Consider the following 16,711-nt stretch of genomic DNA (forward strand, 5'->3'; position numbering starts at 1 on the left):
TTAGCCTGCGCTTTGCCCCGCCGGTCGGGGCAGGGTGAAAAAGAACGTCGTGCCCTCGCCCGGCGTGGACTCCAGCCAAATCCTTCCGCCGTGATGCTCGACGATGCGTTTGCATAATGCGAGCCCGAGGCCGGTGCCGGGATACTCGCGCCGTGTATGCAAGCGCTGGAAGATCACGAAAATACGTTCGAAATACTGCTCCGCAATCCCGATGCCATTGTCCGCGACGGAAATCTGCCACGCTTCGCCGGCCGGCTCCGCGGCGACATGAATTTGCACCGGTCCGTCCTTTTTCCGAAACTTGATGCCGTTGCCGACGAGGTTTTGAAACAGCAATGCCAACTGCGTCGGAATGCCCTGTACCGTCGGCAGCGCATCGTGCGTAATCTGCGCTTGGGTTTCTTGAATCACGACCGCCAGGTTCTTGAGAGCAAGCTCGAGCGCGTGCGCCACTTCCACGGATTGCTTCGGATCTTCGAGCCGGCCGACACGCGAATAGCTGAGCAAGTCGTCGATGAGGGTTTGCATGCGCGTCGCGCCATCCACCGCGTGGCCGATGAATTCGTCCGCGCGTTCGTCGAGCTTGCCCTCGTATCTGCGCTGCAAGAGTTGCAACGGTCCCGCCACCGCGCGCAGCGGCTCTTGCAGATCGTGCGATGCAACATAGGCGAACTGCTCGAGGTCGCGGTTCGAACGGGCAAGCTCCTCGGTGCGCTGCCGCAATTGCCGCTCGGCACGCTTGCGCTCGGTGATATCCGCGATCGAACTCAGCACGAAGGTGCCTTCGGACGTTTCGATCGGGTTCAAACCGATCTCGATCGGAAATTCGCTGCCGTCTTGGCGCAAGCCGAACAGGTCGCGGCCAGAGCCCATCGGCCGCGCCGACGGATTCGCAAAAAACGACGTGCGATAGCCGAGGTGGTGCCCGCGAAACCGCTCGGGGACGAGCATCTCGATCGACTGACCGAGCAGCTCGGCGCGCCTGTAGCCGAATAGCCGCTCGGTTTGCGTATTGACGAGCGTCATCTTGCCGGCGTCGTCGACCATGATCATCGCGTTCGGTGCCGCCTCCACCGCCACGCGGAAACGCTCCTCGGCGCGCTCCCGTTCGGTGACATCGTGCAAGACGAGAACCGATCCGACCAGCCGCCCCGATGAATCGAACGTCGGAGCGCCGTTCGCGTCGACATGCGTTCGCGTGCCGTCGCGGCCGATCAACAAGGTCCCGCTCGAATGATCGACCGTGCGCCGCTCGCGCATGGCCACTAAAGCGGGATTCTCGGCTCGGCTCTTATCGCGGCTTCGTTCGAATCGCACCACATCATCGACCGGACACCTCATCGCTTCGGCGGCGCGCCAGCCCGTCAGCGCCTGCGCGACGCGGTTGAAAAACGCGATACGTCCATCGGCGTCGGTCGCCACCACGCCGTCGCCGATACTCGTGAGGGTCACTTCCAGCAGTTCTTTTTGCTCGAACATCGAGTTGGCCGATTTCGAAGCCTCGTCGAGCATGCGACGAGCTAGGTAACCGAACGACAAACAGAGGAAGACGGTCAGCGCACCGGAAGCCAGGCCGATGACGATCGCCAAGTCGCGCGTGTGCCGGGCCGTGGCCTGCCGGGCAACCAGTTGCGCCGCTACATCTTGCTCCATGGCAAGGACGATTGCGCGCGCGTGATCCATGAAGGTCATGCCCGAGTCGTTCAAGACGATGGCTTGTGCAGGCTCGAACCCTTGCGTGCGCCGCAGCTCGATGACCGAGCTTAGCTCGCGCTTTTTCGCATCCAGTAAGTCACTCAGTTGAGCGAGCCGCCGTTCCTGGACCGGGTTGCTCTTGATCAGCGCGTCGAGACGGTCGAGCTGGACGCCGATCTGCGGCTCCGCTTGCAGGTAGGGCCGCAGATACTCATCGCGCCCCGTGATGACATAGCCGCGCTGCCCCGATTCGGCGTCGCGCGCGAGCGACAACAGCCGTTCGAGACCCGTATAGACCTCGTTCGAATGTTGGACCTCGGCTTCGCTGTTGTAGAGCGTGACTGTGCCGACCGCGCCGATACCCGCCGTCACCAGCATAAGCAGGCCGATAAAAGGCCAACCCCATCCGATCCACCGCCACGCCTTGCCGTCGAACCGCTTAACCACGTTATTCATTTCTTCAAGCCTCGAACGTGCATTACGGTGCTTCGTTACAAGATAGTAGGAAATTCGACAGACGAATCCCAGACGCACAGGCGCTATGGACGCGAATTCGCGGCCCTATCGTCCCATGGCGCTTTCGTCTTGGTGGGTGCTAAGCGTCTGCCGTGCCTACGGGACGATAGTCGGTGGGCCGAGCGCCGGTCCATTTACGAAACGCCCGATGGAACGCGCTCGGCTCCGCAAATCCAACGGCGACGGCGATATCGGCAATCGTTCCCTCCCCGCTTTGCAGCGCGGCAATCGCCATGTCGCGGCGTAGCGCGTCCTTGATCGACTGATAGGTCTCGCCCTCTCGCTTCAATTTGCGCCGCATCGTCGCCTCGGCGATGCGCAATTCGGCGGCCAACGCATCGGCCGCCGGCCAATCCGCGATCGGCCGGGCGCGTAGCGCGCGCCGCACGCGCGCCGTCAGCGCATCGGGGTTGCGGTATTTGACGATGAAGCTCGCGGGGGCATTGCGTAAAAAAGTTTTTAGCGATTTCGGCGTTTGAATGACCGGTAACTCGAGAAACGCCGGGGCAAGTTCGACATACGAGTCGCCTTCGCCGAACCGCAGGTCGTCACAGAACATCGAACGGTATTCGTGTCCGGCGGCGGGCTCGGCACAGCTGAAGCGAGCGGCACGGACGGGAATGCGGCGCCCAACGAGCCAGCAGACCAAGCCGTACACGAGGATGAAGTGGGTGGCGTAGGCGAACATCTGCTTTTCGGGCACGCCGTCACGCAGCCGATAGACCAAGCGCACGCGGTCGCTTGCGATCTCCACGTCCGCGGTGATGTCGTCGAGCACGAGCCGCATGAATCCCGTCGCGCGGGCGACCGCCTGCGCACCGTCGCGTGCGGTGAGCGCGGCTTGGCACATCGCGATGAAGCTGCCGCTGCGCATGGGGTGTGAGTCTTGACCGAAGAATTCGTCATCGAGCCCGCGGCCGATCGCATTCCAGAGCGCGCCGTACTGCGCCGACGACACGCGCGCCTGCGGCGACGCGAGCAGTTGCGCCGAAATACCCGCCGACTCGAGCATGGGCTTCGGATCCACGCCGCAGCGCTCGACACAGCGCACGGCCTCCTCCACGAGACTGACGGCGATGGTTCCTTTTTCTTTATCCATGAGTCGTTCCAACGGGCCTAGCGGACTGCCTTGCGATCGCTCCGGTGGCAAATGCGCTCACGCCGATTGAGCGGCCTGAGCATCGAAAGCCGCGGCGAGCCTGCCTACACTTCGACGCGTAGACGGCTTGCCCGACGTACGCGCCAAGACGGCCGGAGCCGGTGCGAGCGTGCACGCGGCGCAGCCGGCACTAAAACGCGACAGTGTAAGGCCCGTACGACCCAGCGCCAAGCGGGCTCCCTGGGCGTGAGGCAGGCGGCCGCGACACAATCTTTTTCGACTCCCTTTCGTACGCTTGCACAGCCATGGATGAGTTCTATACCGAAGAACAACGGATGATCCGCGACACCGCACGGCAATTCGCCACCGAATGCCTCGCGCCGCACGCCGCGCAGTGGGACCGCGAGGGCGCCCTGCCGGCACACGTCGTCCGTCAAATGGGCGAGCTCGGTCTGCTCGGCATGATCGTACCCGCGGAACTCGGGGGCACCTACACCGATTACACCGCCTACGCGCTCGCGCTCGAGGAGATCGCGGCCGGCTGCGCGGCATGCGCGACGATGATGAGCGTACACAATTCCGTGGGCTGCGGGCCGATTTTGAAGTTCGGTAATGCGGCGCAACAATCGCGTTGGCTCGGCGATCTCGCGCTCGGTAAAACGATCGGCGCATTTTGCTTGACCGAGCCGCATGCCGGCTCGGAAGCGAACAATCTGAAGACGCGCGCCGTGCTGGAGAGCGGGCGCTGGGTCATCAACGGCAGCAAGCAATTCGTGACGAACGGCGGACGCGCCGGTGTCGCCATCGTCTTCGCCGTCACGGATCCCGATCTCGGCAAACGTGGGATTTCCGCCTTCATCGTGCCCACGGACACGCCCGGCTTCATCGTGGGGCGGCCTGAGAACAAACTCGGGATTCGCGCGTCGGATACCTGCCCGATTACGCTCGAATCGTGCGCCGTCCCGGAGGAGAACTTACTCGGCGAGCGCGGCGAAGGCTTGAAGATCGCCTTGTCGAATCTGGAAGGTGGACGCATCGGCATTGCCGCTCAAGCGGTCGGTATCGCTCGCGCCGCCTTCGACGCGGCGAAGACCTATGCAAACGAGCGTGTCCAGTTCGGCAAAGCCATCAAGGAACATCAGTCGATCGCCAATATGCTCGCCGATATGACGACGCGCCTGAACGCCGCGCGACTGCTCGTGCATCACGCCGCGCGATTGCGCAGCGCCGGTATGCCGTGTCTGTCGGAGGCGTCGCAGGCCAAGCTATACGCGTCGGAAGTGGCCGAAGACGTCTGCTCGAAGGCGATTCAGATCCACGGGGGCTACGGCTACCTGGAGGACTATCCGGTCGAGCGTCACTATCGCGATGCGCGGATCACGCAGATCTACGAAGGCACGAGCGAAGTGCAGCGCATGGTCATCGCGCGCAGTCTTTGAGCGGCGCGTCTTCCTCGATCCGCCTTGAAGCTGCCGGAAACAGCTTCAAGGCATTGCGACCGATCCGCTGCACTTGCTCGGCGTCCAGTCCCGACGACAAGCGCAACGCACGCATGTTGCCTTCCATCGTCTGGAAACATGTGCAAGGCACGCCGCAATCGGAGCCGTAGACGATATGGTCGAGGCCGGTCATGGCGACCGCGGGGGCGATCGTGTGAATGGAGCCGGTCATCGCCGTATCGACATATAGCCGCGCAAGCTGATTGCGCATTTCCAGTTCGGTGATCGCCGCGGGATTGCCGATCCAAGCTTGCGTTCCGAGGAGCGTCAGCCTTCCCGACAACGCCGGCAGCGCGGCCCCACAGTGCGCCACGATCAATTTGAAATCCGGGTAGCGGCGGAAAATCCCGGCATAAAGCATGTCGACCAAGGTGCGCGTCGTTTCGAACGCAACTTCGAGCAGCGCGCTTGCCCGCCCGAACATGCCCGGGCCATAGGCGTTCGGGTGGACGAACACCACGGCCTTCCTTCTATTCAATTCGGCCCAAACCGGTTCAAGCCGTGGATCGCTCAGGTAGACGCCGTTGTAGCAGCATGTCGTCGCGAAACCGTCGGCGTTCAGTTCCGTTGCGGCGCGTTCGATCTCGGCCAATGCCGCATCGGGGTTGTCCGTAGGCAACGCGGCGAGCAAGCCGAATCTCGACGGATAGCGCTTCACGATAGAGGCACCGAATTCATTCGATTTTTTGAGCCTATCCAGCGCAAACGGGATATTGCTCAACATCTGCATTCGGATATTCAGCCGGTCCATTGCCTCGAGCGTGCTGTCCACGGACCAGTCGGGCGGCTTGGGCCCCACCCAATCGTTCTCTTGCATCGCCTTCCAGCGCGCATCGCTTTCGGCCTCTGTCATGGGCGGCGTAAAATGCGCGTGAACGTCTATCCAATCATTCGATTCCATATTTCTTTCTCCGAAAGTAGCTTGCAAATGGTAGAAACCGAGGATTGGCAAGGCAATCGCGAGAATCGGCCAGAAGATATCGGCGCGCCGCCACACGCGGAACACCCCGCCTTGATCGGCCCCGCGCCGAAGCCCGTTTCCGTGCGTGTCGTGGATTTTCCGGCGGGTACGGCATTCATGCCGCAGTCGGCGCCGTGGGGAAAGTTTTTGTTTGCCGTGAGCGGCGTCGTCGAATTCACTATCGCGGGACGACGATATCTATCGCCGCCGGCTTACGCGCTCTGGATTCCGCCATTCATCGAACACGAATCGAGAACACGTCAAGCGACGCGATACGCGGCTATCTATATCGCCGAGAAGCGATGCGATTCGTTGCCTGCGGAAGTCACCGCGTTGCGGTGTGACGATATTCTTTTTGCGATCGTTCAGGACCTCGCCGCCCGCTCGATCGAAATTCCGACCTCGGTCGAGGATCGGCGCCTCGCTGACGTTTTGATCGACCGGATACGTCTCGCTCGCGAATTCGGCGGCTATTTACCCTTTGTCGACCATCCGGCAATTGCACGTATCATGACGTCGATCGTGCAGACGCCGGGAGACAGGCGGAATCTCGCGCAATGGGCGGAGGAAGTCGCGCTAAGCGAACGCAGCCTGTCGAGGCGCTGGCGCGAACTGGCCGGCATGTCGTTTCACGATTGGCGCCAACGCGCCAAGCTCGTCGCCGCACTGACGATGCTCGAGGAAGGTTTCTCGAATGACGAGATTGCCCGGCGACTGGGTTACAACAGTACCTCGGCGTATATCGCCATGGTCCGGCAAATGACGGGGGCGAGTCCCGAGCGGCTGAGGCGCGAGAATCGCTTGCGGACTTCGTAGCCCCGCGGTTGAGGTTTTCAAGATCGATGTAAATACATGGGCGAGCGAACGCATAAAAGCGATCGGGTCCGCCCCTCTATAAGCGCGCGCCCTAACATCCCTAGCCGAGCCAAGCGAAGGTTTGCTAGGATGGCAATTCTTAAGATAATAATGCGCCACTGAAGATCCGCCGCCCGTGAACGGGCAACGGCAAGTGCCGATGTCCTTGGGGAGGACAGGCGCCTGCATTGTGCGGCATTGGATCCACACCGCGAACCGCCAACGCTACAAACGATAGGATTTTCGACCATGCCCAAATGGATATGTCCCGATCCGACCTGCCATATCTGGGCCTTCGCACCCAGTGTGCGTCCGGTCCACGCAACGGCGGCGAACCCCAATATGCAAGCCAAGGACCCGCACTGTCCGATACATAAGTGCGACCTGGAATATATGCCTGACGGTCCCGGGAGGCCGATGGCGTTGAAAACAGCGCCTGGCCGTCGCTTGGACGCGATCGGTACCGTGGACAAAAAACTTGGAATCCTCGTGGCCATTCACGCGGATTCGGTTCCAATCTACTGCGACTACCATCAACGCAAGCATGTTTATCTTGGGAATTGGCCAGGCCAAACGCCAACCGACAAGCCGGTTTTTTTAGGGGACCAGTTCAGTCAGAGCGAACTCACTCTGTGTAAGCGAATCGCCGCGGCCGTCCCATGGGGGCGATTCGAACGTAGCGTCGGCGGCGTCGATATCATCTTCGATTGCGGCAGAACGATCGTCGGGACCGAGGGCGAAACCGACATTCTTGTGCAGGGCGGCTGGCAGAAAGAAAAAGACGGGCCCGTGATTACGTTCCACGCTTATCCCATCGCGGACGCGGGGTCGCAGGCCAATACATTCAAGAGTTGCAAAAGAGACGGTAGGTACTTGCGGCTGTAACGCTAGGCCTGCGCACCAAACAGCAGGCTTCGCGCCCGGACGGCGTATTCATTTCAAGCTAGCGACCGGCCTTGCGCACGCTGCAACGCGGCCTCGCTTGGCGCCGTCTCGCGGACACATACTTTGTTGCGCCCTGCCCGCTTCGCCTCGTAGAGCGCAGCGTCCGCTCTCATGCTCAGCTGGTCTAGCGCCTCGTCCGCTTGCCAAGCGGCTAAGCCGCCACTCATGCTATATCTGCACGGCCCAGCCGCTGTCGTGACGGAATGTGCGTTGACGGCGGCACGTAGCCGTTCCGCAAAGCGCCGTGCATCGTCCAACGCCGTTGCGGGAAGCAATACGGCAAATTCCTCGCCCCCCATGCGCCCGAGCACGTCGCCGCGCCTCAGTTGCATCTGGGTCGCGCGCACGAATTCGCGCAGCACCGTGTCGCCGCCGGCGTGGCCGAGCGTGTCGTTGATCGATTTGAAATGGTCGAGGTCGACGATCAAAAGCGAGACGGGCAGCCCTTGCCTTTGCGCGTCGGCCAACTGTGTTCGCGCGACGGCTTCGAAGCCCTTACGCGAAAGCGCTCCGGTGAGAAAGTCTCGATTCGCCGCCTCGCGGGCGTCGGCGAGCAGCTTGTCGTGCACCATCATCATTGCGGACATCGACAGGGTCGGCATCACGGCCGCGCCGGCGACAAGCATGAGCACGCTCCCGGGCAAGGCGAACATTAGCGGAGTCGACACCCCGGATAACGTCATGAAGTAAATCCCGCGCGCGCACTGACATGCCGCGAATAGCAATGCCATCCAAGCGGTCACCCGGTAGGGATAGGCGGACCGCCCAGGTGGACGATACCGGAGAACCAAAAGTGCGACGGCGATGCAAACCGCGGCGGTAAAGAGCGTCGTCACCAGCACGCGAACTGGAATGCTGTCGACGGCGTAACGCCAATACACCAGAGCGCCGCAAAGCGGCACGAGCGACGCCATCCAGGCCGACCAACGGGCCGGGCGCCCCAAAAATCGCGCGCAGCCTGCGTAATACGTGACTGCCGCCAATGCCATCAACATATTCGCGACGATGACGGACAGGATGTCGGTAATTCGCCCACGCATAAGGATAAGCGGCAACGCGGCTACCATCGCGGTATTGGCTGCGAGCCACTCGCGCACGCCGGGTATGCCCGATCGAACGAGAGAGCCGAGCAGCACCAATAAGACGATGCACATGAGCGCGGATGTAGCGATAGCAACTGCGGGATCCAGCATCGATGTGAGACCGCGTGGACGAAAGAAGTCGATGGCCCGAACTCGAGCCCAACGGTTGTCATGATCCGTCGGATGTTGATGTTACACGACGGATAAGTCAGCACGCCGCACGATTTGCCGTCGTGCGATGCGCATGCGAGATTGTCGACGATACTGAAACGGATGTCGAACGCCTGATGCCGGACGATCCATGCTCGCCTCATGAGTGCCGCGGTCGTCGAACGAGCAGGCCTCCAATCTGTGCCGCAACCAGGCGAACTCGTCCGTGGCGTCAAGCTTTTCCTTGGCAAAGGTACGGGTAACCTTTGTCAAGCGGTAGTAGCGTGATGCGCCATCTCCCTTATCGGCCACAACGAGCGACTTCGACACAAGATTTACGATACCGCCCAATATCATCGTCGCATCGAACTCTTCGCATGAAATAACTTCGCATGCGGATTTCAAGTCGAACGCACCATCCATGATCGCAAGCCGGCGCAGCACGACACGTTCGAACTCCGTGAGCAAGCCATAGCTCCAGTCGATGGATGCTCTGAGCGTCTCGTGCCGTGCAGGCACGGAACGCAGTCGGTTCGAAAGCGCAAGGATCAGGGTGTCTAGGGCTGCCAACAAGTCGTCGACGCCAATTGCCGCGGCCCACTGAGCAGCGAGTTCGATGGCAAGCGGTAATCCGTCGAGTTGCCGGCATAACGACGACAGACACAGTAGAGAAGCATGATCCGCGCAAGCAATAGCACCCAGGTTGCCGCACTGACGCAAAAATAGCTGCACTGCGGGACTGGCCAGGATTTCGTCCTCGCCGGCTTCGGGCCCAGGTAGGCTTAGCGGTTGTAAGCGATAGACGCGCTCGCCGGCGATCCGTAATGGCTCACGCGCGGTGACGATAAGTCGCACATTCGCTTGCTCGGCACACAATGCTTCGCAAACCGCCGCGGCTTCGGCGATTACGTGGTCGCATCCATCCAACACCAGAACCGCGTATCGGCCCGATAGCTCATTCAATCTCGACGCCAGGCCGCTCTCGTCTTGGCGCCGATGCAGGCCCAACGTCTCGGCGATGGCCTGCGCCACAGTTGCGCCTCGCGCTTCCGTGGAAAGATCGACGACGCATACTTGTGCGCCCAGACCCGTTGCATACTGGCGTGCGACCTCTCGTGCGACGGAAGTCTTGCCGATACCGCCGGCACCAACGATCGTCACGATCGGATCGGCCTCGACCATCTCGAGGATTTCCTCGACTGCACGATCTCGACCCACGAGCATAGCGTTCGTAAGAGGTTTCGTCCGGTAAGAGGCAAGCGCGCTCGGCGCCGTCGTATCCGATACGCTCTCCGGTCTCGGTCGAGCGAGACGGTACCCGCGCCCCGGATCGGTTTTGATCCAGCCGTCCTTGCCGCCCAGGAGTTTGCGAAGGGCCGAGATATGCACCTGAATGTTATTGTCGACAACGAATGTGGTCGGCCAAACCGCCCGCATGATCTGGTCCTTCGTGACCAGCCCGCCGTCCGCTTCGATCAACAATTCGAGGATATCCAGCGCTCGCATACTAATGCGCTGGAGTTCGCCATCGACGAAAACCTCGCGACTCTCGAATGAGACCGCTATACGATCGAACGTATGCATGCTGAGCCTGCCTAATTGATTGACGCTCAATCCCCTGCCGGCAAACGGACCGGGGCGCTCCACTGCTCCGATCGATTCCACCGCGATAAACGTCTCGCTTTGACCGGAGCAACTACGCAGGCATCGTAGTATGGGCAGCCGCGACCTTCCATCATTCCATCGTGTGAGTTGGATTGCCCTATAGACCGAGTCCGTACCGACGCATCGCACGCGGCAATTGGCTGCGTGCAAATTGCCGCGCCATCGTTCTATCTAGCGGGACCTCACTTTAGTATTAACCGCTCTTTAGCTCTTTCGCTCATGCGGTCGGCGCAAGCACACCTGCGCGCACTCGCCTTGCTTTCAGCGGGAGATCGGATGGAGGTCGCGCCGCAGCGTTGGGATCGCCGTGCGGAGAGGCCGCAGGGAAGTAGGTCCGCCTAGGAAAATATTGGCGATACGCCGCGGCGGCGGCGATCTAAAAGGAGATCGGACTCAACGCCGACGCATTCTGAGCGCGTGCTCGATGCAGCGCAGGATATCGGTGCCTTGAAACGGTTTGGTCAGAAAACAAGCCGCATCGAAATCGCGCGCACGCTGTTGATATCCTTCCTTTACGAAAGCCGTCATAAAGACGATAGGCACGCCGATGCCGCGCGAACGCAATGCTTCACATAAGGCAAAGCCCGTCATCACGGGCATCTGAATATCGGTAACGATGCAGTCGAATTCGTCGAGTGCCTGCGATTCCAATAACTCTGGGCCGCTTGGATACAGTCGTACCGCGAAATCGAAGGAGCGAATCAACTGACCCATGGCCTCTCTAATGGATACGTCGTCGTCAACGACAGCGATGACCGGGGTGGTATTCACTCAAAATTCCTGGGTTCTAGAAGCAGTGACAAGGTCGGATCACGCCTCCACCGGATATTCACAAGGGTAGCGACAAGCAACACGTCGCACCATCATACGGTAGTCGGATACAAGCCGGTCGAGCGAACACACTCCGGAAGGCGAACGGCACGGCACGGCCGCGGGGCACTCGCCCGACCGTCGCTTTCATCGGGCTTGGCGGCGCAACGCTATGACGCCTTGTCTATCCTAATACTAAGGTATGAGTCGTGAATTGCGCGGGAGCCTCGTTTCGAGCAATTAGCAAAATTCTTTTCATAGAGTCTATGCTAGACTGCGCCGTAAATTTAGGTGCGCATCATCCCTCGGCACATCACCCGCGAGTGCGCCACAGGGTTGACGCAGTCAAGCGAAGGCCGATACTCAAGCCCCTAGAGCTGACTGGAGTTTTGATAGTGACACGCAGCAATCTCGAGATAAGTGATACGAGCGTGGATGACGACGCGATCGTCCTCGTCGTCGATGACGACGACAACGTGCGTAACAGCGTCTCTAGCCTCTTGCGTTCGGTCGGCCTCAACGTCGCGCTGTTTGCATCGGCTGCCGAACTGCTGAAATTCCCCATTCCCGACGTTCCCTGCTGTCTGATACTCGACGTAAGGCTTCGCGGCCCGAGCGGCCTCGACTTGCAAGCGCAACTCACCGAGCAAGGCGTCGGCGTGCCCATCATTTTTATGACCGGGTACGGGGACATCCCGATGACGGTCGCAGCGATGAAAGCCGGCGCCGAGAATTTCATGTCGAAGCCGTTCCGCGATCAGGATCTGCTCGATGCGGTCTCGGCCGCCCTCGAGAAGGATCGGACACGCAGACAGGGGCTGCGCACGATCGAGGAAATCCGAGCCAATTACGCGACATTGACGGCGCGCGAGTCGGAGGTCATGGGTCTTGCGGTGACCGGATTGCTAAACAAGCAAATCGCCGGTGAAATCGGAATCAGTGAAGTAACGGTCAAAATCCACCGCGGTCAAGCGATGCGCAAGATGAAGGCGCGTACGTTTGCGGATCTCGTGGTCATGGCCCAGCAACTCGGCATCCGTAAGACGGGGTAATCGCCGAGGGATGGGTCTTGTGGCCGCTCCTCGCACAGCACCGAATCGCCACCATCGACACCGTGACCGCAAGTGCCGCTCATAGCATGCGGGCAATCGCTTTCGATGCGCAATCTCCAACACCTGAATCCGGAAACCACGAGCGTTGCGCGTCGACAATACGGCGCTAGAGAGTTCGTGTTTCGCCTACCCATCGCCTCACAAAACACGAACTGAAGCTTGCCGCACGGCGCTGGGGCTCAATGCCCAACACGACGGTAAGGAATTTTTATAACGCTTCATTTCGCCTATTCACGCGCAGCGTACAAAATCAATTCCATCGGGTTCGCATATGACGGTCCGATGGACGCCCCTCCATCGACCAAAGATTCCGTTTCATTCATGCGCACCGCTACGTCCGTTGCAATTCGCGCAACGTTGGATTGCGCAGATACCGGATTCACGCGCGGACGAATCGCCGATAACTTCCTGCATGAAGATACCCACATCGACGGAGATTGAAATGTCCGAAACTCATGCGCTATTCGTCCCAATTCAACTGGGTCGTCACACGCTACCCCATCGCATCGCCATGGCGCCGCTCACCCGTTCTCGCGCCGGTCAACCCGGCAACGTCCCGACTTCGATGAACGTCGAATACTATCGGCAGCGCGCAAGCGCCGCGCTCATCGTCACCGAGGCGACGCAAATCTCTCAGCAGGGCCAAGGCTATGCATGGACTCCCGGCATCCACACGGCCGAGCAGATCCGCGGATGGCGCGCCGTAAGCGATGCGGTCCATGCCGAAGGCGGCAAAATATTTCTACAGCTATGGCATGTCGGACGCATCTCCCATCCCGTCTTTCAGCCGGAAGGCAGCCTACCCGTTGCGCCGTCGGCGATACCGGTGCCGGGCAAGACGTTTATCGCCGACGAAAACGGCAACGGTATCTGGGTGGACATTCCGATCCCGCAGGCGCTGACGCTCGGCGGAATCGCTGCGATCGTCGACGATTTCCGCGCCGCCGCCCGCAACGCCATGGCAGCCGGCATGGATGGCGTGGAGATCCACGCCGGTAACGGATACCTGCTCGATCAGTTCATCAATAGCAACAGCAATCGCCGCGACGACCGATACGGCGGCAGCTTCGAGAACCGTGCACGCTTGCTGCTCGAAGTCGTCGATGCCGTAAGTACGGAAGTAGGCCACGCGAACGTCGGTGTCCGGCTTACACCTATGGGACGTTTTATGGGAATGGGAGACGAGACCCCCGAGGAGACGTTCGGCTACATCGCGCAGCATTTGAACGATCGTTCCCTCGCGTATCTGCATCTTGTCGAACCGGCCATTGTCGGCACGGAAAAGGACGAGCAGTACGATCCCCGTTGGGACAGCATCATCAAGTTGATGCGCGAACGATTCGAAGGCGTGCTGATGCTTGCCGGCGGCTATACCCTCGACTCGGCGAAACGGGCGATCGAAAACGGACGGGCGGATGTCATCGCGTTCGGCCGCCCCTTTATCGCCAATCCTGACCTTCCCCAGCGGCTGCGGGAGGGCTTCGCCCTCAACGAGCCCGATCCCAGCACATTCTTCGGCGGCAGCGAAGCCGGATATATCGATTACCCGGCGCTCGCCCTCGAATCGCGTTGACGAAATCCGGCCTGGCTCGTACGCCGAAGCTAAGCGTGCAAGCCAGGCCGAGCGCCGTCCTTGCCGAAGCGTACCTGCATTCGAAGCGGAATTTGAATACCGTTTTTCGCGGCGATCATTTCCGCCGCGATAGAGACTGCAATTTCAGGCGGCGTACGACTGCCGATATGAATGCCGGCAGGTCCATGCATTCTCGAGATGCGCTCGTCGTCCAGATCGAATTCGCGTAGACGCGCGCGCCGCGCATCGTTGTTTCGCCGCGAACCGAGCGCACCGACATAAAAGGCACGCGTTCTCAGTGCCTCCATCAGTGCGAGGTCGTCCAACTTCGGATCGTGGGTCAAGGCAACCACGGCGCTTCGTTCATCCAAACGCATCGCCGTCACGACATCGTCCGGCATCTCGCGGACGAGTTCGACGCTTGGTATATCCCATGTGTCCACATACTCCTCGCGCGGATCGCAAACGGTCACTTGAAAATCCAGACCGACTGCAATATGGGCCAAATACCGCGAAAGTTGTCCGGCTCCGATGACGAGAAGGCGATAGCGCGGACCGAGCACCGTCCGTAGCGCTTTTCCATCGAAGTGAATGCCGTCGGACACGGATGCCGGTGCGAGCGTTGCCGCTCCCGTGGCAAGATCCAACGTACGCGTCACGAGACGTCCGGCCCGCAAGGCATCCAGTAGCGCAGCAATGCCGCTCGAGGCGTTCAACGGCTCGAGTACGAGTTCGATCGTACCGCCGCAGGGCAATCCGAACCGATGCGCCTCCTCTGCCGACACGCCATAGCGCTCGGTGTATGGGCGCGTGGCGTCGATACGTCGTTCGCGCACCCTCGCGATCAAGTCGTCTTCGATACAACCGCCGGACACCGATCCGATCGCGAGTCCGTCGTCGCGGATCACGAGCATCGAACCCGGCACGCGCGGCGAAGAACCCCATGTTTTGACGACCGTCGCAAGCAAGGGGCGGCGGCCTTCCTCGAGCCATTGATACGCCGCGCAAATCACGTCCATGTTCACACTATCCATGACACCCCTTGAATGTCTAGCAATGAAGCATCCCTCCCGAACGACGGCGGGATCGCGCACGAGTAACTCATCGTCTCGAAAAATCGTGGCGATTGACCCTCGATACGGCGATGCATAGTAGTGCGAGGAGCACTGAAAATTCTTTAAGGCGCGCTGAATTGTTCTTTACACGCCGCAGGGTACCTCCTCCCCGCGAGGCGTGAAATACCTGGCGCTTGCAAGCGTGGATTGCGCGGCGTAGCCAGCCTCACACTGAACGGCATGATCATTGGAAAAATTAAGAGACTCGTTCAGGACTATTCAGAGCCCGCCATGCGATTCTTATTCGGCCGAACTGGAACGTTCGAGCCTTGAGGGCTTCCCTCGTTGCACGGAGCGCAACGAGGGTTTGCGTCCCGTGCACATTCCGTTGCGTTCGACGTACAGCTAATCTGCATCAAAGGAGTCTTTGAATGTCCTCCCCAACGCATGCGCATTCCGGTGACGAGCCCGCCGCCAAACTCACCCAAGGGCTCATTGCGCTATTCGCATTCAGTTGCGGAGCGATCGTCGCAAACCTCTATTACGCGCAGCCCATCACGGAACTCATCGCCCCCTCGCTTCATATGTCGGGCGGCCTCGCGAGCCTGATCGTCTCGCTTACGCAGATCGGCTACGCGCTCGGGTTGTTCTTCATCGTGCCGCTCGGCGACCTGCTTGAAAACCGCAAGTTGATGATCGCGACCGCACTTGTCTCCATCGTCAGCCTCGCGGCTGCCTCGTTAGCGGAGTCTCCGGGATGGTTCCTTGCCATATCGCTTTTGATCGGCTTTAGCTCCGTCGCCGTCCAGCTTTTGATTCCGCTTGCAGCCCATCTCGCGCCGCATCATTCGCGGGGTCGCGTGGTGGGCACGATCATGGGCGGCTTGCTGTTGGGCATTTTGTTGTCGCGCCCGATTTCCAGTCTCGTTGCGGACCATTTCGGATGGCGCTTCGTATTCGGCGCCGCCGCGATCTTGATGGCGCTCGTGACTTCGGTTCTCGCGCTAACCATTCCGCGGCGGCAGCCCGAACATAGCGCCAGTTACTTCGAGCTCATCGGCTCGCTCTTGTCTCTCGTTCGAACGATGCCCGTGTTGCGTCAGCGAGCGCTCTCTCAGGGGTTGATGTTCGCCTCGTTCAGTCTGTTTTGGACCGCCGTGCCGATCGAGTTGACCCGCCACTACGGCTTCTCTCAATCTCAGATCGGGCTCTTCGCGCTGGTTGGTGCGATCGGGGCAACGTCTGCACCTGTCGCGGGACGCCTCGCCGATGCCGGCCATTCGATTCGCGCAACCTTTATCGCGCTCATTGCGGGCGTACTTTCATTCACGCCCGCATTGATTCACCTATCTTCAGGTTCATATGGATTGGTCGTGACGGGAATCGTGCTCGATTTCGCCGTACAGATGAACATGGTGCTAGGCCAGCGCGAGATCTATGCCCTGCACGCTGCCAGCCGCAATCGACTGAACGCGCTCTATATGACGACGATCTTCATCGGCGGAGCGCTCGGTTCGAGCGTGGCGAGCGTGCTCTTCGAACGCGGCGGCTGGACCTTGATAGCGATCGTTTCGGCCATTTTCCCGCTGATCGCTCTCGGTCACTTCCTGTTCGTCGCGAGATCCCATGCGCCGAGCAAACCCTAACCGCAGCCGCGCCTAACGTTCATCACCATAAAGATATATGACCATGTC

General features: G+C 60.4%; 13 protein-coding genes. 6 read left to right on the plus strand and 7 right to left on the minus strand.

What is annotated here, in order from left to right; all coding sequences use genetic code 11:
* Both AB1286_RS27600 and AB1286_RS27605 read right to left on the minus strand, forming a co-directional pair.
* Positions 1–2,151, minus strand: coding sequence for a sensor histidine kinase (locus AB1286_RS27600; protein WP_430366381.1), 2,151 nt, complete (start codon positions 2,149–2,151; stop codon positions 1–3).
* Positions 2,152–2,290: 139 nt separating this feature from the next.
* Positions 2,291–3,310, minus strand: a complete 1,020-nt coding sequence (locus AB1286_RS27605; RefSeq protein ID WP_430366382.1) for an AraC family transcriptional regulator — start codon at positions 3,308–3,310, stop codon at positions 2,291–2,293.
* A 305-nt stretch (positions 3,311–3,615) separates the two neighbouring features.
* On the opposite strand from AB1286_RS27605, the gene AB1286_RS27610 reads away from it, so the two are divergent.
* Complete coding sequence (locus AB1286_RS27610; protein WP_430366383.1) at positions 3,616–4,749, plus strand: acyl-CoA dehydrogenase; 1,134 nt, start codon at positions 3,616–3,618, stop codon at positions 4,747–4,749.
* Here AB1286_RS27610 and AB1286_RS27615 read toward each other — a convergent pair.
* A complete protein-coding gene (locus tag AB1286_RS27615) occupies positions 4,730–5,710 on the minus strand; it encodes an amidohydrolase family protein (protein WP_430366384.1) in 981 nt (326 codons plus the stop codon). The two genes, AB1286_RS27610 and AB1286_RS27615, sit on opposite strands and share 20 nt — an antisense overlap.
* A 27-nt stretch (positions 5,711–5,737) precedes the next feature.
* Between AB1286_RS27615 and AB1286_RS27620 the strand changes: the two genes are divergently transcribed.
* A complete protein-coding gene (locus AB1286_RS27620) occupies positions 5,738–6,586 on the plus strand; it encodes an AraC family transcriptional regulator (RefSeq protein ID WP_430366385.1) in 849 nt (282 codons plus the stop codon).
* Positions 6,587–7,042: 456 nt separating this feature from the next.
* The gene (locus tag AB1286_RS27625) at positions 7,043–7,510 is read left to right on the plus strand and encodes a hypothetical protein (protein WP_430366386.1); all 468 of its coding nucleotides are present in this window, start codon (positions 7,043–7,045) and stop codon (positions 7,508–7,510) included.
* Positions 7,511–7,563: 53 nt separating this feature from the next.
* Here AB1286_RS27625 and AB1286_RS27630 read toward each other — a convergent pair whose 3' ends face one another.
* The 3 genes from AB1286_RS27630 to AB1286_RS27640 form a co-directional block, all read right to left on the minus strand.
* A complete protein-coding gene (locus AB1286_RS27630; protein WP_430366387.1) occupies positions 7,564–8,763 on the minus strand; it encodes a GGDEF domain-containing protein in 1,200 nt (399 codons plus the stop codon).
* Between the two features lie 81 nt (positions 8,764–8,844).
* Positions 8,845–10,386 carry a winged helix-turn-helix domain-containing protein gene (locus tag AB1286_RS27635; protein ID WP_430366388.1) on the minus strand — a complete coding sequence of 514 codons (1,542 nt, stop codon included), beginning with the start codon at positions 10,384–10,386 and terminating at the stop codon, positions 8,845–8,847.
* A 474-nt stretch (positions 10,387–10,860) separates the two neighbouring features.
* Positions 10,861–11,238, minus strand: coding sequence for a response regulator transcription factor (locus tag AB1286_RS27640; protein ID WP_430366389.1), 378 nt, complete (start codon positions 11,236–11,238; stop codon positions 10,861–10,863).
* 434 nt (positions 11,239–11,672) lie between these two features.
* On the opposite strand from AB1286_RS27640, the gene AB1286_RS27645 reads away from it, so the two are divergent.
* Complete coding sequence (locus tag AB1286_RS27645) at positions 11,673–12,329, plus strand: response regulator transcription factor (protein WP_430366390.1); 657 nt, start codon at positions 11,673–11,675, stop codon at positions 12,327–12,329.
* Positions 12,330–12,831: 502 nt separating this feature from the next.
* On the plus strand, positions 12,832–13,962 hold the full coding sequence (locus AB1286_RS27650; protein WP_430366391.1) for an alkene reductase: 1,131 nt from the start codon (positions 12,832–12,834) through the stop codon (positions 13,960–13,962).
* A 29-nt stretch (positions 13,963–13,991) separates the two neighbouring features.
* Here AB1286_RS27650 and AB1286_RS27655 read toward each other — a convergent pair whose 3' ends face one another.
* On the minus strand, positions 13,992–14,996 hold the full coding sequence (locus AB1286_RS27655) for an XdhC family protein (RefSeq protein ID WP_430366392.1): 1,005 nt from the start codon (positions 14,994–14,996) through the stop codon (positions 13,992–13,994).
* Between the two features lie 452 nt (positions 14,997–15,448).
* Here AB1286_RS27655 and AB1286_RS27660 point away from each other — a divergent pair, with 452 nt between their 5' ends.
* The gene (locus AB1286_RS27660; protein WP_430366393.1) at positions 15,449–16,663 is read left to right on the plus strand and encodes an MFS transporter; all 1,215 of its coding nucleotides are present in this window, start codon (positions 15,449–15,451) and stop codon (positions 16,661–16,663) included.
* Positions 16,664–16,711: the final 48 nt, after the last annotated feature.

This window comes from Trinickia sp. NRRL B-1857, from assembly GCF_050470685.1.
Taxonomy (GTDB): Bacteria; Pseudomonadota; Gammaproteobacteria; order Burkholderiales; family Burkholderiaceae; genus Trinickia.